At 41.0% G+C, this 20687-nt stretch carries 21 protein-coding genes; 9 read left to right on the plus strand and 12 right to left on the minus strand.

Translation table 11 applies throughout. The annotated features are described in order from the left end of the window. Positions 1 to 25 precede the first annotated feature (25 nt). The 3 genes from GUA46_RS07275 to GUA46_RS07285 form a co-directional block, all read right to left on the minus strand. The gene (locus GUA46_RS07275) at positions 26 to 940 is read right to left on the minus strand and encodes a hypothetical protein (RefSeq protein ID WP_176619928.1); all 915 of its coding nucleotides are present in this window, start codon (positions 938 to 940) and stop codon (positions 26 to 28) included. A gap of 76 nt (positions 941 to 1016) precedes the next feature. After that, positions 1017 to 1781: a TIGR02757 family protein gene (locus GUA46_RS07280; protein ID WP_176619929.1), complete on the minus strand. Its 765-nt coding sequence runs from the start codon at positions 1779 to 1781 to the stop codon at positions 1017 to 1019. Position 1782: 1 nt separating this feature from the next. Continuing rightward, positions 1783 to 2451, minus strand: coding sequence for an ABC transporter ATP-binding protein (locus GUA46_RS07285; RefSeq protein ID WP_176619930.1), 669 nt, complete (start codon positions 2449 to 2451; stop codon positions 1783 to 1785). A 239-nt stretch (positions 2452 to 2690) separates the two neighbouring features. On the opposite strand from GUA46_RS07285, the gene msrA reads away from it, so the two are divergent. Genes msrA through GUA46_RS07300 form a run of 3 tightly spaced genes read left to right on the plus strand, consistent with a single transcriptional unit; the run spans position 2691 to position 4183 of the window. After that, a complete protein-coding gene (gene msrA, locus GUA46_RS07290; protein WP_176619931.1) occupies positions 2691 to 3254 on the plus strand; it encodes a peptide-methionine (S)-S-oxide reductase MsrA in 564 nt (187 codons plus the stop codon). After that, entirely contained in the window at positions 3241 to 3840 is a 600-nt protein-coding gene (folE, locus tag GUA46_RS07295; protein WP_176619932.1) for a GTP cyclohydrolase I FolE, read from the plus strand. The genes msrA and folE overlap by 14 nt, the downstream gene beginning before the upstream one ends. Before the next feature lie 40 nt (positions 3841 to 3880). Next, the gene (locus tag GUA46_RS07300) at positions 3881 to 4183 is read left to right on the plus strand and encodes a hypothetical protein (RefSeq protein WP_108246120.1); all 303 of its coding nucleotides are present in this window, start codon (positions 3881 to 3883) and stop codon (positions 4181 to 4183) included. A gap of 24 nt (positions 4184 to 4207) precedes the next feature. Here GUA46_RS07300 and GUA46_RS07305 read toward each other — a convergent pair whose 3' ends face one another. From GUA46_RS07305 to GUA46_RS07340, 8 genes are all read right to left on the minus strand, one after another. Continuing rightward, positions 4208 to 6511 carry a TonB-dependent receptor gene (locus tag GUA46_RS07305; RefSeq protein WP_229418466.1) on the minus strand — a complete coding sequence of 768 codons (2304 nt, stop codon included), beginning with the start codon at positions 6509 to 6511 and terminating at the stop codon, positions 4208 to 4210. A 39-nt stretch (positions 6512 to 6550) separates the two neighbouring features. Then, positions 6551 to 6889: a hypothetical protein gene (locus GUA46_RS07310; protein ID WP_176619933.1), complete on the minus strand. Its 339-nt coding sequence runs from the start codon at positions 6887 to 6889 to the stop codon at positions 6551 to 6553. 54 nt (positions 6890 to 6943) lie between these two features. Further along, a complete protein-coding gene (locus GUA46_RS07315; protein WP_176619934.1) occupies positions 6944 to 7459 on the minus strand; it encodes a DUF6787 family protein in 516 nt (171 codons plus the stop codon). A 37-nt stretch (positions 7460 to 7496) separates the two neighbouring features. Next, the gene (locus GUA46_RS07320; protein WP_176619935.1) at positions 7497 to 7955 is read right to left on the minus strand and encodes a DUF6146 family protein; all 459 of its coding nucleotides are present in this window, start codon (positions 7953 to 7955) and stop codon (positions 7497 to 7499) included. A gap of 70 nt (positions 7956 to 8025) precedes the next feature. Next, the gene (locus GUA46_RS07325) at positions 8026 to 8667 is read right to left on the minus strand and encodes a DUF937 domain-containing protein (protein WP_108246117.1); all 642 of its coding nucleotides are present in this window, start codon (positions 8665 to 8667) and stop codon (positions 8026 to 8028) included. A 75-nt stretch (positions 8668 to 8742) separates the two neighbouring features. Next, positions 8743 to 9696, minus strand: coding sequence for a D-2-hydroxyacid dehydrogenase (locus tag GUA46_RS07330; protein WP_176620717.1), 954 nt, complete (start codon positions 9694 to 9696; stop codon positions 8743 to 8745). Positions 9697 to 9704: 8 nt separating this feature from the next. Beyond that, complete coding sequence (serC, locus tag GUA46_RS07335) at positions 9705 to 10769, minus strand: 3-phosphoserine/phosphohydroxythreonine transaminase (protein WP_108246115.1); 1065 nt, start codon at positions 10767 to 10769, stop codon at positions 9705 to 9707. Positions 10770 to 10840: 71 nt separating this feature from the next. Continuing rightward, on the minus strand, positions 10841 to 11887 hold the full coding sequence (locus tag GUA46_RS07340; RefSeq protein ID WP_176619936.1) for an acyl-CoA reductase: 1047 nt from the start codon (positions 11885 to 11887) through the stop codon (positions 10841 to 10843). 85 nt (positions 11888 to 11972) lie between these two features. Here GUA46_RS07340 and GUA46_RS07345 point away from each other — a divergent pair, with 85 nt between their 5' ends. The 6 genes from GUA46_RS07345 (at position 11973) to GUA46_RS07370 (ending at position 20269) form a co-directional block, all read left to right on the plus strand. Beyond that, positions 11973 to 12326, plus strand: coding sequence for a 4Fe-4S dicluster domain-containing protein (locus tag GUA46_RS07345; RefSeq protein ID WP_108246113.1), 354 nt, complete (start codon positions 11973 to 11975; stop codon positions 12324 to 12326). 235 nt (positions 12327 to 12561) lie between these two features. After that, complete coding sequence (ychF, locus tag GUA46_RS07350) at positions 12562 to 13656, plus strand: redox-regulated ATPase YchF (RefSeq protein ID WP_176619937.1); 1095 nt, start codon at positions 12562 to 12564, stop codon at positions 13654 to 13656. Between the two features lie 67 nt (positions 13657 to 13723). Next, positions 13724 to 14626, plus strand: coding sequence for a DMT family transporter (locus GUA46_RS07355; RefSeq protein ID WP_176619938.1), 903 nt, complete (start codon positions 13724 to 13726; stop codon positions 14624 to 14626). 102 nt (positions 14627 to 14728) lie between these two features. Continuing rightward, positions 14729 to 16597 carry a DNA topoisomerase IV subunit B gene (locus tag GUA46_RS07360; protein ID WP_176619939.1) on the plus strand — a complete coding sequence of 623 codons (1869 nt, stop codon included), beginning with the start codon at positions 14729 to 14731 and terminating at the stop codon, positions 16595 to 16597. A gap of 15 nt (positions 16598 to 16612) precedes the next feature. Next, positions 16613 to 19240, plus strand: a complete 2628-nt coding sequence (locus GUA46_RS07365; RefSeq protein ID WP_176619940.1) for a DNA gyrase/topoisomerase IV subunit A — start codon at positions 16613 to 16615, stop codon at positions 19238 to 19240. Between the two features lie 63 nt (positions 19241 to 19303). Then, positions 19304 to 20269, plus strand: a complete 966-nt coding sequence (locus tag GUA46_RS07370; protein WP_176619941.1) for a sterol desaturase family protein — start codon at positions 19304 to 19306, stop codon at positions 20267 to 20269. A 37-nt stretch (positions 20270 to 20306) separates the two neighbouring features. Here the strand turns inward: GUA46_RS07370 and GUA46_RS07375 are convergent, their stop codons facing one another. Then, positions 20307 to 20684, minus strand: coding sequence for a DNA topoisomerase IV (locus tag GUA46_RS07375; RefSeq protein WP_176619942.1), 378 nt, complete (start codon positions 20682 to 20684; stop codon positions 20307 to 20309). Between the last annotated feature and the right edge of the window lie 3 nt (positions 20685 to 20687).

Below are 20687 nucleotides of genomic sequence, written 5' to 3' on the forward strand. Positions count from 1 at the left end.
AAAGTGACCCCAACTTTACGAACATCTAATTTACATTGTAAATGTAATCTACAGTAACTGAGTTCCTCTCGTTACTTTTTTCTACGGGAAAACCTTCATCATTGTACTGATATATAAAAGTGTGATTTTGAAGACCTCCAAAGTCATTGTTCTCCACCATAAATTGGACTATATTATTTGAATTACTATAAATGTTGTTCTCATCATAGAATAAAAATTCCCAGCCACCAATCACATTTAGATAATTGGTTAATGTAGAAAGGTTTAAGAAAACCTCGGAGTTAAAGGGATTGGTTTTATCGTCATATTGATAGGTAAGTATATTGGTGTCATTTAATGTTTTTTTGGTGAGATTACCTTTTGAATACTCGAAGACAATAGTGAAATCAATACTTTCTTGATAAAAACTGATTAGATTATTATTTGAGTCGAGTGTTATTTTTCTATCCCTGTCATCAATCAAATCAATAAAATCAATCTCTGATGAATTGTGAACAATGCTATATTCTTGAACTTTATCTCCGTCATAAAAAGATTCAATTTTCGTAATTAGACCATCATTATTATAACTCACTATAGTTTCTTCGGTAGTGGAACTTCCATTTTCCTTATCTAATTCGACTGTGGCTAATTTTACAATATTTCCTGACTCTATCTGGATTTCAATCGAGGTTTCTTTCTTGATGTAATCTACTTCCCATAGTTGTAATAATCCATTCTCATTGACAGAAAAAGAATTGCTGAAGTCTGTAAAATCAAAAGCATCATCTGTCGATGAAGTAATATTAGATGTAATTTGAGTCAAATACACAGTTCCCTCTTCTTCAGGTTCTTCGGGACTCAATTCCTCTTCATTTTCAATCTCTTCACTAAATGTATTATTATCAGAACATGATAGGTTAAGGATGAATACAAGAAATAAAATGGTATAATTTTTCATTGAAATTTTATAATCATTGCCTAGCAAGAATACATATTTTCTTACAATTAAAAGCAAGTTGATTGTCAAACAACAATTAAAATCTCTCAAAAACCCCCAACCCAAACAGTGCAAAATCGTACTTTACAGGGTCGGTGGGGTCCAATTTTCTTAGATTTTTGTCCAATTCCTGTAATGCTTTGGCATCGTTCTGTTTACGTTTGAGCAATTTTAGTTTACGTGCTACATTGCCGGAATGTACATCTAAGGGACAGGAGAGTTTTGACGGGTCAATACCTTTCCATAAACCAAAGTCCACTCCCGTGCTGTTATCGCGGACCATCCATCGCAAAAACATATTGATACGCTTGGCTGCAGAACCTTTATTTGGGTCCGAAACATGCTTTTGCGTTCGACTCTGATGTGGCAGCTCAAAAAAAACTTCCTTGAACTTGGAAATGGCGGGCTGCATGGAATCCTTGGTCTGGTGTTGTGTGAAAATGGTCTCCAGACCACCATGATTCTTATAAATGTTTTGAAGACTCGCAATAAAATAAACAAGGTCGATTCCGTTAAAAGTGCGGTGAACAAAAGGGGAGAGGCGCTGCAAATCTTCCCCGGAATGGTTCATTACAAAATCGTAAGGAGCATGGCCCATCAGATCCACTAACCTAGTTGCATTTTTGATGATACTCTTTCGGTTTCCCCAAGCAATGGTAGCCGTTAAAAATGCACTGATCTCAATATCTTCCTTCCGACTGAATATATGTGGAATCTGTAAAGGATCATCCTCTAAAAATTTGGGATGGTTGTATTCCAATACCTTGGCATCCAGAAATTCTTTGAGCTCAGCTTTGGTCATATCAATCCTTGGAAACAATCAAACCATCCACCATGGTGAGTTTACGGTCCGCCATATCGGCCAAATCCAAGTTGTGGGTCACCAAAACAAAGGTCTGCCCAAACTCATCACGTAATTTAAAAAACAATTTGTGAAGATTCTCAGCACTTTCTGAGTCCAAATTACCACTGGGTTCATCAGCAAAAACAACGGAAGGATTGTTCATTAAGGAACGGGCCACGGCCACACGTTGCTGTTCACCGCCAGAAAGTGCGTTAGGTTTATGGTCATAGCGATCTTTCAATCCCAGAAAGTCCAACAACTCTTTGGCTCGTTTTTCAGCTTCAACTTTGGGTGTTTTTTTGATGAAAGCTGGTATGCATACATTTTCCAGTGCCGTAAACTCGGGCAATAACTGGTGGAACTGAAAAATGAAACCGATATGTTCATTTCTGAATTTGGCCAAATTCTTGTCGTTGAGTTGGTTTACGTCCGTATCATTGATCAACAATGTGCTTTCACCCTTGTTGGTCGGGGTATCCAAAGTTCCCAAAATTTGCAGTAGGGTCGTTTTTCCTGCTCCCGAAGCACCGACAATCGATACAACTTCACCTTTCTTGATTTCGAGATCAACGCCTTGCAGAACTTTGAGATCTCCGTAACTTTTTTGAATATTTGTGGCATTTATCATAAGTACAACTTCGCTGGTCGAAGATAATCATTACCGTTGTATCGCAAAGATGATCGTTTTAAGTCGATTTCCATAACTTTTAAAGTTTTAAGCGTAATTGGGGGCTTTACTGTTTGGGCAAAAGTCTTTTTCATTTGAAACACGGGATTAAGTTTATGGTTATACCTTCGACCAATAGATACATAAATATTTGTTAGAAATCAGTTGTAAGAACAAATATTGTTTAACTTTGATTTAAAATGGATAAACAAAAAAATACTCAATTAGATACTGCGATTTTTGCCGGGGGCTGTTTCTGGTGCACAGAAGCTGTTTTTCAACGGCTTGATGGGGTAGAGGCAGTAGTTTCTGGATATACTGGCGGTAACATTAAGAATCCGGCGTATCGGGAAATCTGTACCGGGCGAACCGGACATGCCGAAGGGGTGAAAATTACTTTTGATTCTTCAAAAATATCCTATGCAGAATTATTGGAGGTTTTTTTCGCCACCCACGACCCAACAACCCTTAATCGACAAGGCAATGATGTGGGCACGCAATATAGAAGCGAAATTTTTTATACTTCCAGTGAGCAAAAGCAATTGGCAGAGGATTTCATCAAATTACTGGAAAAGGAAAATATCTTTGATTCGCCAATAGTCACCGCTGTCTCGGAGGAGAAACCCTTTTATCTGGCCGAAGAGGAGCATCACAATTACTACAACGATCACAGACAACAACCGTATTGTCAAATCATAATTGATCCCAAGATCAAAAAACTAAACAATTATTTTTCAAAAAAGCTAAAGAATGGCACCATATAGGAACCTCGAAGAGTACAATATTGAAATTACCAATGAGGTAAAAGATCATTTCTCCAAGATTGTGGACGATATTGGGGAAGATGCAACTCGCGAAGGGTTGATAAAAACACCTGAAAGGGCGGCAAAAGCAATGCTGTTCCTTACTCAGGGATATCAGCAAAACGCAGAAGAAATACTAAAGGGAGCCATGTTTGCCGAAGATTATGATGATATGGTGATCATTAAGGATATTGAATTGTATTCCCTTTGCGAGCACCATATGCTTCCGTTTTTTGGCAAAGCACACGTTGCCTACATTCCCAATGGCCACATTGTTGGGTTGAGCAAAATCCCTAGAGTGGTCGATGTTTTTGCAAGAAGACTACAGGTACAGGAACGGTTGACGCACGATATTTTGGAATGCATCAATAAAACCTTAAAACCTAAGGGAGTGGCCGTAGTTATTGAAGCTTCACATATGTGCATGATGATGCGCGGGGTGCAAAAACAGAACTCGGTCACAACCACCTCTGGATTCCGGGGACAGTTCGAAAAAATAGAGACCCGAAACGAGTTTTTAAAGCTGATCAGCGCCGATTTGTCATAATCTACTTTTCCAATTAGATGGGAATTGCTATTTTTCCCACATGGCAGAAGAAAAAGACAAAAAGTACCGTAACCTATTTCTAGGATTATTGTTCGATGCCATTGGTATGCTATCCTTTGTTATACCAGGCATAGGAGAGTTTTCCGATGTAATTTGGGCCCCAGTGGCAGGTTGGCTCATGACCCGCTTGTATAAAGGAAAAATAGGTCAGGCGGCCGGTGTGGTTACTTTTGTAGAGGAGTTGGTACCTGGACTGGATGTGATTCCAACCTTTACATTGACATGGATTTACACTTATGTGTTGAGCAAGAAAAAAGGCCAACCCAAACAGGTCGACCTTTAATTCATTCTTTAAAAAGTATTTTTTTTAAAGCGGAACGCTTAAGCTAAAAGATATATTTCTGCCAATGTTGGCAATGCCATCTGCTTTTAATCTTGATAAGTGAGAAATGTAATTCTCATCAAACAAGTTGTTCGCTGTTATGGAATATCCCACCTTTTGATCAAAAATTCTCATATCTCCACCCAAACCAATATTAAATAAATTGTATCTGCCGGTGGGCGTTTCAAAATCTGCCACTTTGTTTTGGTCAAAATTGGTTTGTAAGGTCACAAAAGCGTAGCATTTATAATCTTGATTTCGTTTTTTCCACTCAACCCGGAACGTATTGGTCCAGCGGTTGGCAGGAATCAAAGGAAGATTTGATTTGTCCTCCAACTGTCCGTAAACTATATCGTAACTACTTTCCAGATGTAACCAATCCACAGGGTGGGGGTGCAAATGGAACCCAAACTCTCCACCATACAAAATGGCATTTTGCTGTTGAAAGTCATACACAGGGTCTGCCTCACGGAATTCACCTGTTGGCTCCAAATAAATATAATCGTTCACGATATTGTAGAATGAATTGATGTAGGCCTCAAGGTGTTTGTTGCCATACTCCAGTGCCAAATCCACTTGAAAATTTTGCTCGCTGTCCAAATCTTGATTACCGATTTCTACCCTATTTGCACCACTGTGCAAACCATTGGAAGCCAATTCGGATAAGTTGGGCGCCCTGAATCCAGTAGCCAGATTTAAACGTCCAAGGATATTTTGGGTCAAATCCATTCGATAGCCCACGGCGGCATTAAAACTGTTGAAATTCTTGTCCAAAGATGGGATGAATTCTTCGTCTCCTTCAATACCGCTGGCCTCACCATTAATGGACCTGAGGTCATAACGTAATCCAATCTGAAAATCACTTTTATCAAAATGGATATGTGAGGTTGCCAGAATCCCAAAATCGTTTGTAGTAGCATTGGGCACCAAAACCTCTTCTCCAAAGTTTTCATTGGTCTGATGCATCCCCTGCACCCCAAAGATTGTGGTCATTTTACCCCATTGAGGGTTAAATTGTATGTTATAGTTAAAAGTACTCAAGCGCATATCAAGGGCTGCACCCTCGTGGCCTTCTTCCTCATGTTCCTCGCCTTCGTGTTCTTCCTCTTCGGCGTGTTCCTCGCCCTCCTCATGTTCGTGCTCGTCTTCATGTTCATGGTGGTGCTCTTCGAACTCCTTTCTATTGTTCACGGTATAGCCAAATGTGGCCTCAAGACTCGATTTTTTGAAAAAGAAGTTGTTCTTGGAACTAATAATGTGGGTCGTTAGCTCTTGATAGGGCATCAATGGGTCACGATCATTGTTTTGTACGCCGATCTCTTCTGGAATTCCCAGTTCCGAACCATTATAATTGTATCTAAGCTCTGTTTTAAATTTGGAAGCCTGATAAGCAAGACCCGTTTTTAAATCTGCTTCGTTGAACCTTGAGTTGGTCACACTGGTTCCATCTCCTGTTTCATAATCGGCATTTGAAGCATAAGCGCCCCTGACCAAAAATTTAAGTTTTTCCCCAGAAGTTTTGAATCCTGCATTTGCATTGTAACCAAGGGTATTCGTGAAGTATCTCATATTCACATCACCGGAAGTCTCACCAGCTGTCTCGAATTTTTCGGGATTAAGGTAAAGCACACCTCCCAAAGCATCCGAACCATATAATAAGGACGCTGGGCCTTTGATTACCTCTACACTAGAGATTCCGGCATCATTTATTCCCAATCCGTGCTCACCACCATATTGCTGGTTCTCCAACCTCACGCCTTGAGTATAAACAAGTACACGGTTAAAGCTCAGACCACGAATTACGGGCTTTCCGATGCCCACCCCAGTAGAGACCGAAGATACACCAGGTATATTGGTAATTCCTTCAGATAAGGTTATTCCTCCTTGTTGTTTGAGTTCCTCCATGGATTTTTGCTCCACCTTCATCACATTTTCACGTTGGAGCTTATGGAAAGGAGTGGATAGGACCACTTCATCCATTTCTATGGCGGATGGAGTCATTTGGTAGTCTAATTGATTACTTCCTGTATTTATTTCAATGGAAGTTGAATACGTTTCAAACCCAATATAGGAAATCACTAGTTTGTAATTTCCTTCCGGTAAGTTCTTTAATAGGAAGTCTCCGTTTTCATCGGTTACCGTTCCGTTTTCCAATTGAGGAATATAAACGGAAACTTGTTCCAATGGTGCGCCTGTTTCGGCGTCGGCCACGTTTCCTGATAATGAGTTTTGGGTATATGTTAAAAGGGGGAACAATGCCAATAGCATTGTGGTACAAAATTGTTTCATTGTAAAAGATAAAAAGTTGACGAATCTAGAAAAATCTTACTATGAAACTGATGGGGGAGCCCTTAAAGCCTGAAAAGACGCTTCTCGTGGCTCGTAAAAAAAAGAATAATTTATGGTCTCATACTTTATTTCTGGTATGTCGACCGGTGTATATGTGAAGGTAATGTTGAACAGTACTTTGTTGGCGAGGGTGAAATCATTGAAATCACAGTCCAGATTGCCATCGTGTATATGGTTTGTTCCAAACGCCACACAATGTTTTTCTTGATTGTGCTCGTACAACGTATGCCCTAACTTTATAACGGAGGGAGCTAGAATTGCTACCACCATCAGTAGGGAACTTAATATGAGTATGCGTTTGTGGAGGTTGGTAATCATACGTTCGCAAAGTAACCAAGCCCATATTTGTTTTTATGTTAAAAAAAACATAAACTATGAAAGGAGAAAACCCAATCCCATCCGTTTTAGCATTTTTTTCTCAAAATTCCAGAAAAATTGATACTGTCCGAACAACCAGCCAATCCCAACCAAAAGAACTTGGTAAATAGGAAATATCAAAAGAATGCGAAGAGTCCAATAGATGGCCCCATGTATGTTTTCGTTATCAAAACCAATCCAATGGACCAAAGGGGCGGCCAGTTTTCCAGATAAACTTCCTGTAATGGCAAAAACAATAAAAATGGCTATCATTTCCCACTTATAGTCCACTTTCCATTTGTTTTCCAACTTTTTGAAGCACCAAAGAAAGAACTTGATCAACATTACATGAATAATAAGCATAACACCAATGGCAAAAGGCCATTCGAACACTGTATTATTAAGGCCAAAAGCATGTAATAAACTCCTAGAAACAAGATAAGCGGCGAGTAGGTTGAGAATTGTACCCAGAATGGGAAAAAGGATTTGCCAGTTCTTCTGGATTTCCCAACGTTGTTTTATTTTTTGCATTGAAGGCTAAAGCTATAATCAATGCAAAAATAATACTTTAAATCCTTGGAATGAAAGGCCCTAACCTTTGATTGTACTTCCTTTGGAAATAAATGAAATAATTGTAGAGTTTGTAATTCACTTCGTAACCGTAATCTATGCTTGGGTCATAGTTAATTTGCATTTCGTATAGATTGGGGTTCCATCGCATAGGGTTGAGTACCCGTTGGTTCCAATTGATTACCATTACGGCGTTTCTGTTTTCCAAAAAGGATTGTGAATAATAGCCTTCTGGACGGGCTATGGAATTGAGCCATGTGTTAAAACCAGGTTCTATGATTATGATTTCATACTCGGTTTCGTCGTTTGCAATTTCAACAGGTTCTTCATCATTGGAATCAAACAGGGCCTTTTCTTCACTTGATAAGTCTAATGTTGATTTTTGTGAGGTACAAGAGTTAAGGGCAATGCCAAGCATCAAACCAAATAAAATAAAGGGTATAGCTTTTTTTTTCATAACATTAATGTACAAAAAAAGCCGCTTGGAAATTCAAGCGGCTTCGTTAATTATTGTTAAGTGGAGTATGCTACTTTCCAAAAAGTCCGCCCAGTACTCCGCCGAGACCGCTCTTTTTCTGATTACCTCCATTTAAAACCATTCCGGCCAAATCATCGATAACGCTACCGTCACCATCGCTATCCAGAAAGGTCTCGATTAAGGATTGTTGTTTGTTGGCAGTTTTGGTTCCTCCCATTAAACCTCCCAACAAGCCTGTTAGTCCCTCAGGACTGCTTACATTCTGTTGTCTTGTTTGTCTCCCCAAATACCCTAATAGAATAGGAGCTGCAATTTTTAGGATTTGTGCAATGGAACCGGTATCAATACCTGATTTCGCACTAAGCGCGTTTTCTACTTGTGATTGTTTGGAACCTAATACATGGCCCAATATTCCAGCACCGTCGTTCATCACATTTTGGTCCACACCGCCACCAAAAAGGCCACCGAGGTCATCTAAAATTCCACCATCATGTTTTGAGGAAAGTGCATCCATCAATCCTTGCGCTCCACCCGGAGTGGAAGCATTCCTTTTCATGGCGCCCATTAATAGGGGCATGGCCATACTCAAAACTTCTGCTGTTTTATTTTCGGGCTGTCCGGTTTGTCCAGCAACTCCGCTGACCAACTGCTTGCCCACTGGGCTGTTAATCAAATCCAATAATCCTGACATTGTGTTAGTGTTAAGGTTTAGAATGACAATGTACGAAAAACAAGGTATTGAATGTGGTATTCACCCTTGAAAAACCTACTTTTTTAGCAATTTAATAACCTTATCCGCCAATTCAATGCCTATGCGTTCCTGTGCTTCTAGGGTAGAACCACCAATATGTGGACTCAGGGAAATTTTGGGGTTCATCAGTATTTTTATTTCTGGATTGGGCTCGGATTCGTAAACATCGAGTCCCGCGAAAGCCAAGTGTCCGGAATCTAAGGCCTCAACCAAGGCAACTTCATCCAAAACGCCCCCGCGGGAGGTATTGATGATTCCCGAACCAGGTTTCATTAGCCCAAGTTCCTTTTCCCCGATCAAATACGTATCTTGTGACGGAACGTGTAAGCTCACAAAATCGGAGTTAGCCAAAACTTCCTTTAGTTCGCTACTCTTTAAGGTAAAGTCAACGGACTGCCCATCAAAAAATGAAAGAGACAGGGTTGCTTCTTTGGTCAAGTGGTCCGTAAATAGAACCTCCATGCCCAGAGCAAGCGCCATTCTTGCAGTAGCCTGACCAATTCTGCCAAACCCAACAATCCCTAAAGTTTTACCGCGGAGTTCAACACCGGCTGCATAACTTTTTTTAAGTTGTTTAAATTGACTATCGCCATCCAAAGGCATGTTACGATTGGAATCGTGCAAAAAACGAACCCCATTGAGCAAGTGGGCAAAAACCAGTTCTGCTACGGATTCCGAGGATGCTTCCGGAGTATTGAAAACCTGAATTCCTTTAGATTCGGCATATTTTACATCAATATTGTCCAGACCTACACCGCCACGACCTATCAACTTTAGGGTAGGGCACCCATCAATAAGTTTTTTGTCGACTTTGGTTGCGCTACGCACCAATAATCCTTCAATTTTATTTTTGTTGATATAGTTCGCCAATTGTTCCTCGGCAACACGTGTATTTTTAACTTCGAAACCTTCTTTCTCTAGTAAGTCAATCCCTTCTTGAGCAATTCCGTCGTTGGCTAAAATCTTCACCATTAAAACTATCCTTTCTTTTCCAATTCGCTCATTATGTCGACCAATACACCTACACTTTCCATGGGAAGGGCGTTGTACATAGAGGCACGGTAGCCGCCAACGGAACGGTGTCCGTTGATACCGTTTATTCCTGCTTCTTTGCACATATCATCAAACACATCCTTTAATTCATCATCGGTGATATTGAAAGTGGCGTTCATAATGGAACGGTCCTCTTTTGCCGCGATTCCATAGAAAACGGGGTTCAGCTCAATTTCCGAATAGATCAGGTTGGCTTTACGCTCGTTGATTTCTTCTATGGCAGCAATTCCGCCTAAATCCTTTAGCCATTGCATGGTCAACATAGAAACGTACACGGCAAAAACAGGTGGAGTATTGAACATGCTTTCTTTGGCCACATGAACCGAATAATCCATCATGGAAGGAATCTTTCGGGAAACTTTTCCCAAAATATCTTCTTTTACCACGACAAGAGTTGCCCCTGCCGGCCCCATATTTTTTTGCGCACCTGCATAGATCAAATCAAATTGTGAAAAATCCAATTGACGAGAAAAGATATCCGAGCTCATGTCGCAGACCAGAGGAACATCCGTTTTTGGAAATTCCTTAATCTGTGTTCCATAAATGGTATTGTTTGATGTAAGATGCAAATAATCAAGGTCGGATGGGATGGCATAGCCCTTCGGGATATGTTTGAAATTATCTTCTTGTGATGAAGCCACCTCTACAATATCTCCGAACAAACGGGCCTCTTTGATTGCTTTTTGACTCCAAGTCCCTGTATTTACGTATCCCGCCTTTTTATCCAAAAGATTAAACGCGGTCATCAAAAACTGCATGCTCGCCCCTCCTTGCAGGAAAAGGGCCTGATATCCCTTGCCTTCCAGTCCCAAAAGTTCCAGTGCCAAGGAACGGGCATTTTCCATAATGGCAACAAACTCTTTGCTACGGTGGGATATCTCGATAAGTGAAAGTCCAATGCCGTCCAGTTCAAGTACAGCTTGGGATGCCTTTTGCATAACCTCTGCCGGTAAAATGCAGGGGCCTGCGCTAAAATTGTGCTTTTTCATTGACTAGGTTTAAGCGGTAAAGGTCTTAAAAATTGTTGGATCTTAAAACGTTTCCAGTGGTTAGGATCATCTTAAAGTTTTAATAGGAATTCCATGGTGTCGATTCCGTCCGCATAGTCGTTTAAACTCGGTTTTTGGGTGTCCCCAAAATTGACATCGTTCTCCTTTGCTTCACTGGAAACCACACATTGTATATGTTCTTCGATCTCTTGCAATTTCTTTCTCAAGGTTGATTCATCATCATAATAGGAGTAGAACAAAGCAGAAATAGGGGAGGTGAGGGATTCGTCCTGTTTTAAAATCAAAAATCCATTATCCAGAATCTTGAACTCGCTCATCAAATACACTGCCTTGTTATAATCATAATTATTGGCATATTTATGTTGGTTGATGATATCCCTGTACTGGAAGAATGCATTGAAGAGGCCATCAAAATCATAATCATTGGGTACATAGATTTTGGACACGTTCCGACATCCCAATCCATAATACCTAAAAATATCCTCTCCAAGGGCCGTTAATTCTTCTTTATTCTCGTTTCCGGTAAGTACGGCTACGGAATTTCTATTTTTTCTGATGATATTCGGTTTTTTACCAAAGTAGTACTCAAAATAGCGACCGGTGTTGTTGCTACCTGTGGCAATAACCGCATCAAAATTTTCCAGTTTTCCGTCCACAAATTCTATTTTATCCGCAAGAGAAGGCTCTCGCTCTATCAAAAAGTTGGACAAATAAGGCAAAAGCACTTTGTCGTTGGACGAGAGTTTGGCCAAAACCTTGTTTCCTGAAAGCAGCACGCACAGAAAATCGTGAAACCCCACCAATGGAATGTTCCCTGCCATAACGATGCCTACGGTCTTGGGTTCGTTCTCCGTTTGAAAGGAATAGTTGCCCAACCAGTCTTTAATGTATTGCTCGGTGAGCAATTCTCCCCATTGTTGCAAAGAAAATAGAACGTTGTCCTCGGTAAACCATCCGTTGTGATGACCTGCCCGTGCGACGATTTCCTTCAAGTTTTGGTCAACTTCCGGGTCGTTGGAATAACATTTATCACAAAAATCCGTTAGGTATTTTCCAAGTTTAACAAAAGCATCTATGGTATTTCTATCTGGTGCCATTAAATTTGTACACTAAATTACTAGGGTTTATTTTTGTCAAAAGTAAGCATGCTGACAAGAATCAGCCCAAAAGGAAAAGAAAATTATGGCAATTATTATAACAGATGAATGTATAAATTGTGGTGCTTGCGAGCCAGAATGCCCCAACACGGCAATTTATGAAGGTGCTGACGAATGGAGATATAACGAAGGAACATCCCTTTCCGGTGATGTAGTTTTACCTAACGGAAAAGAGGTGAATGCCGATGAGGCTCAGGAACCTGTTAGCGATGAGCTTTATTATATTGTTCCAGACAAATGTACCGAGTGCAAAGGATTTCATGAAGAACCACAATGTGCAGCTGTATGTCCAGTGGATTGTTGTGTTCCCGATGAAGACCATGAAGAAACAGAAGAAGAACTATTGGGCAAGCAAAAGTTTATGCACCCCGATGGTTAAGCAATAAAAAACAATTAATTTAGCCCCGGACCAATGTTCGGGGTTTTTTTATGCAAAAAGAAGAGAAAGCATACAACGGTATTTGGAAGCAAGCGGGATGCATATTGTCGCTAATTGCAATTTTTGGAATAATTGGTTTATTGATCATGGGACTTTATTTGCTCATTCAGGGTTATTAACCGCGAGTACCAAAACTTCAACTTATATTTGCACCCTCAAAACACAAAGTAATTAGATGAAAGCAGGTATTGTAGGATTACCAAACGTAGGAAAATCAACCCTTTTCAACTGTTTGTCCAATGCAAAGGCACAAAGTGCCAACTTCCCTTTTTGTACCATTGAGCCCAATATTGGCGTGGTAAACGTGCCCGACCAACGTTTGGAAAAATTGGAAGAATTGGTGGATCCCGAGCGTGTAATCCCTGCTACCGTAGAAATCGTGGATATTGCCGGGCTTGTAAAGGGCGCCAGTAAGGGTGAGGGACTTGGAAACCAATTTTTGGGAAACATCAGGGAAACCGATGCCATTCTCCACGTACTTCGTTGTTTTGACAATGATAATGTAGTGCACGTGGATGGTTCCGTAGATCCTATTAGGGACAAGGAAACCATTGATATGGAATTGCAATTGAAGGATTTGGACAGTGTGGAAAAGAAACTTGACAAAGTAAAGCGTGCCGCAAAAACCGGAAACAAAGAGGCACAAAAGGAAGAGGCCGTACTTTCTGCGTTGAAAGAAGGTTTGGAGGCCGGAAAATCTGTTCGTGCCATTACGTTGAGTGAAGATGAGCGTGAAGAATTTGTGCGCCCCATGCAGCTAATTACGGATAAGCCCGTAATGTATGTCTGCAATGTGGACGAAGGTGCTGCTGTTGAGGGAAATGCCTATGTTGAAAAAGTAAAACAGGCTGTGGCCGACGAAAATGCCGAGGTCATCTTCTTGGCCGTTGGCACGGAAGCCGATATCACCGAATTGGAGACCTACGAAGAACGCCAAATGTTCTTGGAAGACCTGGGACTTTCCGAGCCAGGTTCAGCCAAGTTGATTCGCGGCGCATACAAACTACTTGATTTGGAAACCTATTTCACCGCAGGGGTAAAAGAAGTCCGCGCTTGGACCATTCCCGTTGGTGCAACCGCGCCACAAGCTGCCGGTGTCATCCATACCGACTTTGAAAAGGGTTTTATCCGTGCCGAGGTGATTGCTTATGAGGATTACGTGAAATATGGTAGCGAATCCAAAGTAAAAGAAGCTGGACGCATGCGTGTAGAGGGTAAAGAATACATCGTTAAAGATGGTGATGTAATGCATTTTAGGTTCAACGTGTAAGCACTGAACATTGTAATCCAAAAAATTTGTGCTTCCCTTTTTTCTGTACTTAAAATAGCTTTGCTATATGTCCAGTAAAAGTTTGGGGATTTTGTACGGAGTCTTAGGAGTAGTGCTTTTCTCCTCCAAAGCTGTCATGGTAAAATTGGCCTATCGCTACAATGTGGATACGCTCGATTTGCTATTGTTCCGGATGCTTTTTTCACTCCCTTTCTACTTGTTGATCCTATTTTTGATTCGAAAAAAGCCAGCAAAGACCAAAATCTCACCCAAGGATTATGCATGGCTTGCCCTGTTTGGTTTCGTTGGTTACTATTTGGCCAGTTATTTTGATTTTGAGGGGTTGAATTATATAAAAGCCGGTTTGGAACGTATCATTCTTTTTGTGTATCCAACCATTGTTGTTTTTCTCAGTTGGCTGATTTTTAGGCAAAGGATAACCAAAGTGCAAAGTATTGCCATCTTGATTACCTATGTGGGTGTCCTCATTACCTTTTGGGATGAACTGGATGTTTCCGGCAACGAAGTACTTTTTGGGGGGTTCTTGGTGTTGCTGAGTGCCATCACATATGCTTCTTATTTAGTGGGTAGCGGTTGGTTGATTCCGAAATTTGGCGTACTCCGGTTCACATGCTATGCCATGATCGTATCCACCATTTGCATTATGGTGCATTATTCGGTATCCGGTAGTTGGCAATTTATGGATTATCCCTGGCCAGTATACGCCTACGGTTTGGCCATGGCCATTTTTGCTACGTTAGTACCCTCATTTTTGGTCTCTGCTGCCATTGAAAGGTTAGGGGCCAACAATTTTTCCATATTGGGAAGTTTGGGGCCCATTTCCACCATTTTGCTTGCGTTTGTGCTTTTGGACGAAAAACTCACATATTGGCAGTTGGTTGGAATGTTGGTTGTTATTTTTGGGGTGACATACCTGTCGATCCAAGGCAAAAAGCGGGCTAAAGGCTGATATATATTAACAATTATTGTTTTTCATTGTTGATTACTTTCTACCGTTCACCCTTTTATTTTTGCTCCTAAATTTTATATTGCAATGATTAACCCTTAACATATGGCAGATACCCAATATACTGAGGATAATATCCGTTCGCTGGACTGGAAGGAGCATATTCGTATGCGTCCGGGGATGTACATCGGAAAATTGGGCGATGGCTCCTCCGCAGATGATGGCATTTACATTCTTTTAAAAGAAGTACTCGACAATTCCATCGACGAATTTGTGATGGGGGCGGGAAAGACCATTGAAATCAGTATTAAGGAAAACACCGTTCACGTTCGTGATTATGGGCGGGGTATTCCACTTGGAAAAGTGGTGGATGTTGTATCCAAAATGAACACCGGCGGCAAGTACGATACCCGTGCCTTTAAAAAATCCGTGGGATTGAACGGAGTGGGTACCAAAGCCGTAAATGCGCTTTCCGCATATTTTAGGGTAGAATCCAATCGAGATGGGCAATCAAAGTCAGCCGAGTTTGAAACCGGAAATTTGGTCAATGAAGAACTTTTGGAAGAATCATCCAGACGAAAAGGAACCAAAGTAAGTTTCATCCCTGACGAATCCATCTTCAAAAAATATAAATACCGAAACGAGTATGTGGAACGCATGCTCAAAAACTATGTATACCTAAATCCGGGGCTGACCATCATCTTCAATGGTGAAAAGTTCCATTCAGAAAATGGTCTGAAGGATTTATTGGAGGACAATAACAATGATGAGGATTTCCTCTACCCGATCATACATTTAAAGGGGGATGATATTGAGGTCGCTATGACCCATAGCAAAACCCAGTACAGTGAGGAATATCACTCTTTTGTGAACGGGCAGCACACTACCCAGGGCGGAACACATCAATCCGCTTTTAGAGAAGCCATTGTAAAGACCATCCGTGATTTTTACGGTAAAAATTATGATGCCTCCGATGTTCGAAAGTCCATTATTTCCGCTGTTTCCATCAAGGTGATGGAGCCCGTTTTTGAAAGTCAGACCAAGACCAAGCTCGGTTCCACCGATATGGGAGGGGACTTACCAACGGTGCGTACTTACATCAACGATTTCATCGGTACACATTTGGACAACTACTTGCACAAGAACCAAGCAACTGCCGATGCCCTCCAAAGAAAAATAGTACAGGCAGAAAAAGAGCGCAAGGAACTATCAGGCATTCGGAAATTAGCAAGGGATCGTGCAAAAAAAGCAAGTCTCCACAACAAAAAACTTCGTGACTGCCGTATCCACCTTCAAGATATGAAAAAGGACAGAAGGTTGGAATCCACACTGTTCATTACCGAGGGGGACTCCGCTTCAGGCTCCATTACAAAATCCAGGGATGTAAACACCCAGGCCGTATTTAGTTTACGGGGAAAGCCTTTGAACTCCTACGGAATGTCCAAGAAAATCGTTTACGAAAACGAGGAGTTCAATTTGTTGCAAGCTGCACTGAACATTGAAGATTCTATGGAGGATTTGAGGTACAACAATATCGTAATCGCAACAGATGCCGATGTGGACGGAATGCACATTCGTTTATTGTTGATTACCTTCTTTTTGCAGTTTTTTCCAGAATTGATCAAAGAAAATCACTTATATATTCTTCAAACCCCATTGTTCAGGGTGCGCAATAAAAAGGAGACGATTTATTGCTATAGTGACGAGGAAAGAAAACAAGCCATTGAAAAACTTACTGGAAAAGCAGAAATTACCCGATTTAAGGGATTAGGTGAAATTTCTCCGGACGAGTTCAAAAACTTCATTGGCGATGATATCCGTTTGGAACCCGTAATGCTGGACAAAGCCATGAGCATTGATGCCCTTTTGAAGTTCTATATGGGAAAAAATACACCTGACAGGCAAGAATTCATTATCAAGAACCTTAAAGTGGAACTTGACCTGGTCGAAGAAAACCAACTACAACCCAAATAAATGCCACCTTTCTAAATGGAAGAGAACGAAGAACTGAACGATGAAAGTTTAGATTACCAAGACGAATCCCAAGATAGCCTAGTAAAGGTTACAGGGATGTACAAGGATTGGTTTTTAGATTATGCTTCATACGTTATCCTGGAGCGCGCCGTACCTGCCATCGAAGATGGATTCAAGCCCGTACAGCGAAGAATAATGCACTCGCTCAAAGAACTGGATGATGGCCGTTACAACAAAGTGGCCAATGTGGTAGGGCATACCATGCAGTACCACCCCCACGGTGATGCCAGTATTGCCGATGCCATGGTACAGATAGGGCAAAAAGATTTACTTATAGATACCCAAGGTAACTGGGGAAACATTTTAACAGGTGATGGTGCAGCAGCTCCACGTTATATAGAGGCACGACTGTCCAAATTTGCCTTGGAAGTGGTGTACAGTCCAAAAATTACGGAGTGGCAGTTATCCTATGATGGAAGAAAAAAAGAGCCTGTTAATTTACCCGTCAAGTTTCCACTATTACTCGCGCAAGGAGCAGAAGGGATTGCAGTAGGTCTCTCCACAAAAATACTTCCGCACAACTTTAACGAACTTATCGATGCCTCGATAAAGCACTTAAAAGGCAAGAGATTCACTATAGTTCCGGACTTCCCGACAGCGGGGATCATTGACGTGACCAATTATAACGATGGGATGCGCGGCGGAAAAATCCGTGTGCGGGCCAAAATTTCCACATTGGACAAGAATACTTTGGTGATCAACGAAATACCCTACGGCACCAACACCTCCTCTTTAATTGACTCCATCTTAAAAGCTAACGACAAGGGAAAAATCAAAATAAAAAAGATTGAGGACAACACGGCGGCCGAGGTAGAAATCTTGGTGCATTTGCCAAATGGCATCTCACCCGACAAAACAATTGACGCCCTTTATGCGTTCACGGCTTGTGAATCATCCATTTCCCCTCTGGGATGTGTTATCGAGGACAACAAACCTTTGTTCATTGGGGTCAAGGAAATGTTGGAAAGATCCACAGATAATACCGTGGAGTTACTTAAAGCAGAACTTCAAATTCAATTGGATGAATTGGAAGAGCAATGGCACTTCTCATCTTTGGAGCGAATCTTTATCGAGAATAGGATTTATCGTGAAATTGAAGAGGAGGAAACCTGGGAGGGCGTTATCGAGGCCATTGATAAAGGGTTAAAACCACATATTACCCACTTAAAAAGAGCAGTGACCAAGGATGATATCGTCAGGTTGACCGAAATTCGAATCAAGCGCATTTCAAAGTTTGATTTGGACAAAGCACAACAACTCATTGAAAGTTTAGAGGATAGAATCGCCCAGACAAAGCATCACTTGGAGCATTTGGTCGATTTTGCCATCGACTATTTCAAGGAACTCAAAAAGAAATATGGCGCTGGTCGCGAACGCCAATCCGAAATAAGAATTTTTGATGAAATTGAAGCTACTAAAGTAGTCATCAGAAATACAAAACTATACGTAAACCGGGAAGAAGGTTTCATCGGAACCTCTTTAAAAAGAGATGAATACGTTACAGATTGTAGCGATATCGATGACATTATCGTTTTCACCCAAAAAGGGGAAATGATGGTGACCAAGGTGGATTCCAAAGTATTTGTGGGCAAGAACATTATCCATGTAGCCGTCTTTAAAAAGAAGGACAAACGCACCATTTACAACATGATCTACAAGAGCATGAAGGGTGGTCCTAGCTACATCAAGAGGTTCAATGTCACCAGTATCACACGGGATAAGATCTATGATCTTGGCGGGGACAAATCTTCTTCGGAAGTGCTATATTTTTCAGCTAACCCAAATGGAGAGGCCGAAGTGGTCACTGTACTGTTACGTCAATCCGGAAGCATCAAAAAATTGAAATGGGATATCGATTTTTCGGATGTGCTCATTAAAGGAAGAACATCCAAAGGAAATTTGGTGACCAAATACCCTGTAAAACGCATCGAGCTCAAAGAAAAAGGGGTGTCCACCTTAAAGCCTCGAAAAATTTGGTTCGATGATGTCGTGAGTCGGTTAAACGTAGATGGAAGAGGGGAATTGCTCGGTGAGTTCAGGGGTGACGACCTCCTTCTGGTAATAGACCAAAAGGGCGTAGTTAAAACGATTCCACCCGATTTGCTCACCCGTTTTAACGACGACATGATCGTGCTTGAAAAATGGAATCCGGACAAGCCGATTTCGGTAGTGCATTATGTAGGCGATAAGGAACGTTTTTACCTAAAACGCTTTTTGGTGGAAAACCCCAATAAGGAAGAAGTGGTCATTGACGAGGACCCAAAATCTCATTTAGAGCTGGTTTCTACCGACTGGAGGCCGATGCTGGAAATTGAATTTGTCAAACCAAGGGGCAAAGACCCAAAGCCCAACCTTGAAGTAAATATCGAGGAGTTTATTGCAGTCAAGGGTATCAAAGCATTGGGGAATCAATTGACTCCGGACAAAGTCAAGAACATCAATATTTTGGAGTCACTTCCCTATGAGGAACCTGAAAAACAAGAACCCGAGGATATAGAGGTAATCGACGAAGAGCAAATAAACAATGATGATACTGATATAGGGACAAAGAATGATAGTTCTGATCAAACTACTTTGTTTTAATGCTTTTTATAGCTAATTTCCCCAATTGAGTTACACACCAAACAGATTGCTTAATACATCTATATGGACTTTACAAACCCGCTGGTATATGGCGTGCCAGTTTTTATTGCTTTCATTCTACTTGAACTTACGTACAGCAAAACCCATGACCATGACCACCATCATGATCTTTACAATTGGAAGGATTTAGCTGCCAGTGGTTTTATGGGCATTGGATCAGCAATTCTAGGGCCTTTGTTTAAAGTAGCTTTTGCCATTCTTCTTTTTGAAGGGACGTATGAATTGTTCAATCCAGTAGTGGATGGGGTAAGAACAAATATTATGGGTTATGAATCCTTTGGATACGCTTGGTATGTTTGGATTTTGTGTCAATTAGGTGATGATTTCACCTACTATTGGTTCCATAGGGCAAATCATGAAGTTCGCATTTTATGGGCCGCACATATTGTTCATCACTCATCCGACAACTTTAACTTAGGGACGGCCATCAGGAATGGATGGTTCACCATTTTGTATAAACCTTTCTTTTATATGTGGTTGCCCGCAATTGGTTTTCCTCCAGAAATGGTTGTAGTTTGTTTGGGAATTGAAGCCTTATGGCAATTTCAACTACATACCGTTTATGTTCCAAAACTTGGATTTTTGGAGAAAATATTCAACACACATACCATGCACCAAGTGCATCACGCCCAAAACGTAGAGTATTTGGACAAGAACCACGGAGGATTCTTGAATATCTTTGATAAAATGTTTGGCACCTGGAAAGAACTGGACGATGATATTGATGTGAAATACGGTGTAATCCACGCCCCAAACTCATACAACCCCATGGTTATCCTTACGCATGAGTTCAAGGATATCTGGAACGATGTAAAAAAATCCAAAAAGCTTTCCCATAAATTGATGTACATTTTTGGACCTCCAGGTTGGAGTCACGATGGAAGCACGCTTACCGTGAAACAGCAACAACGATTGTTCAAAAAACATAAGGAAGCTAGTCCTGAACTCGCTTATCAAAGGCCAAACTAGTTTTACTAGTACCCGGCCAAAAAAACTTGGAAGACCATCAATCTATTTTGTGTGCCGTTCCTTTAAATTTCCGATTGTCACCAACAATATTGTACTCAAAAGTATATGAAGACTCTGTTGTGGTCAATATTTTGATATGAATCGGTTTTTCTTCAGCCTTGTTCTTAGGATTTAAATTTTTAAGAACGTATTCGCAATCATTTATCCATCGAATCGAAGAGGAATCCACCTTGCCCTCATATTCATCAACTTCCAAATCCAATGTTCGGCTAAAAGTTGTTTCTTTCTCTTCACCATTCACCATTGCGGTAAAAGTAAAGTTGCCCGTTTTAAAATCCGTACAGTTGCGTTGAGGAGGTTGACCGCAGGCTATAAAAAATAGCACAATTAAACCGAAATAGAAGTGTTTTATCATAAC

This window comes from Flagellimonas chongwuensis, assembly GCF_013376415.1.
Lineage (GTDB): Bacteria > Bacteroidota > Bacteroidia > Flavobacteriales > Flavobacteriaceae > Flagellimonas > Flagellimonas chongwuensis.

What these genes read in the sequence shown, in the direction of transcription:
- GUA46_RS07305 (WP_229418466.1), bottom strand. Translation starts at nt 6,511, where the DNA reads ATGAAACAATTTTGTACCACAATGCTATTGGCATTGTTCCCCCTTTTA.
- GUA46_RS07370 (WP_176619941.1), top strand. Translation starts at nt 19,304, where the DNA reads ATGGACTTTACAAACCCGCTGGTATATGGCGTGCCAGTTTTTATTGCT.
- GUA46_RS07315 (WP_176619934.1), bottom strand. Translation starts at nt 7,459, where the DNA reads ATGCAAAAAATAAAACAACGTTGGGAAATCCAGAAGAACTGGCAAATC.
- GUA46_RS07325 (WP_108246117.1), bottom strand. Translation starts at nt 8,667, where the DNA reads ATGTCAGGATTATTGGATTTGATTAACAGCCCAGTGGGCAAGCAGTTG.
- msrA (WP_176619931.1), top strand. Translation starts at nt 2,691, where the DNA reads ATGGATAAACAAAAAAATACTCAATTAGATACTGCGATTTTTGCCGGG.
- GUA46_RS07275 (WP_176619928.1), bottom strand. Translation starts at nt 940, where the DNA reads ATGAAAAATTATACCATTTTATTTCTTGTATTCATCCTTAACCTATCA.
- GUA46_RS07310 (WP_176619933.1), bottom strand. Translation starts at nt 6,889, where the DNA reads ATGATTACCAACCTCCACAAACGCATACTCATATTAAGTTCCCTACTG.
- folE (WP_176619932.1), top strand. Translation starts at nt 3,241, where the DNA reads ATGGCACCATATAGGAACCTCGAAGAGTACAATATTGAAATTACCAAT.
- GUA46_RS07300 (WP_108246120.1), top strand. Translation starts at nt 3,881, where the DNA reads ATGGCAGAAGAAAAAGACAAAAAGTACCGTAACCTATTTCTAGGATTA.
- serC (WP_108246115.1), bottom strand. Translation starts at nt 10,769, where the DNA reads ATGAAAAAGCACAATTTTAGCGCAGGCCCCTGCATTTTACCGGCAGAG.
- GUA46_RS07345 (WP_108246113.1), top strand. Translation starts at nt 11,973, where the DNA reads ATGGCAATTATTATAACAGATGAATGTATAAATTGTGGTGCTTGCGAG.
- GUA46_RS07285 (WP_176619930.1), bottom strand. Translation starts at nt 2,451, where the DNA reads ATGATAAATGCCACAAATATTCAAAAAAGTTACGGAGATCTCAAAGTT.
- GUA46_RS07340 (WP_176619936.1), bottom strand. Translation starts at nt 11,887, where the DNA reads ATGGCACCAGATAGAAATACCATAGATGCTTTTGTTAAACTTGGAAAA.
- GUA46_RS07355 (WP_176619938.1), top strand. Translation starts at nt 13,724, where the DNA reads ATGTCCAGTAAAAGTTTGGGGATTTTGTACGGAGTCTTAGGAGTAGTG.
- ychF (WP_176619937.1), top strand. Translation starts at nt 12,562, where the DNA reads ATGAAAGCAGGTATTGTAGGATTACCAAACGTAGGAAAATCAACCCTT.
- GUA46_RS07375 (WP_176619942.1), bottom strand. Translation starts at nt 20,684, where the DNA reads ATGATAAAACACTTCTATTTCGGTTTAATTGTGCTATTTTTTATAGCC.
- GUA46_RS07360 (WP_176619939.1), top strand. Translation starts at nt 14,729, where the DNA reads ATGGCAGATACCCAATATACTGAGGATAATATCCGTTCGCTGGACTGG.
- GUA46_RS07320 (WP_176619935.1), bottom strand. Translation starts at nt 7,955, where the DNA reads ATGAAAAAAAAAGCTATACCCTTTATTTTATTTGGTTTGATGCTTGGC.
- GUA46_RS07365 (WP_176619940.1), top strand. Translation starts at nt 16,613, where the DNA reads ATGGAAGAGAACGAAGAACTGAACGATGAAAGTTTAGATTACCAAGAC.
- GUA46_RS07280 (WP_176619929.1), bottom strand. Translation starts at nt 1,781, where the DNA reads ATGACCAAAGCTGAGCTCAAAGAATTTCTGGATGCCAAGGTATTGGAA.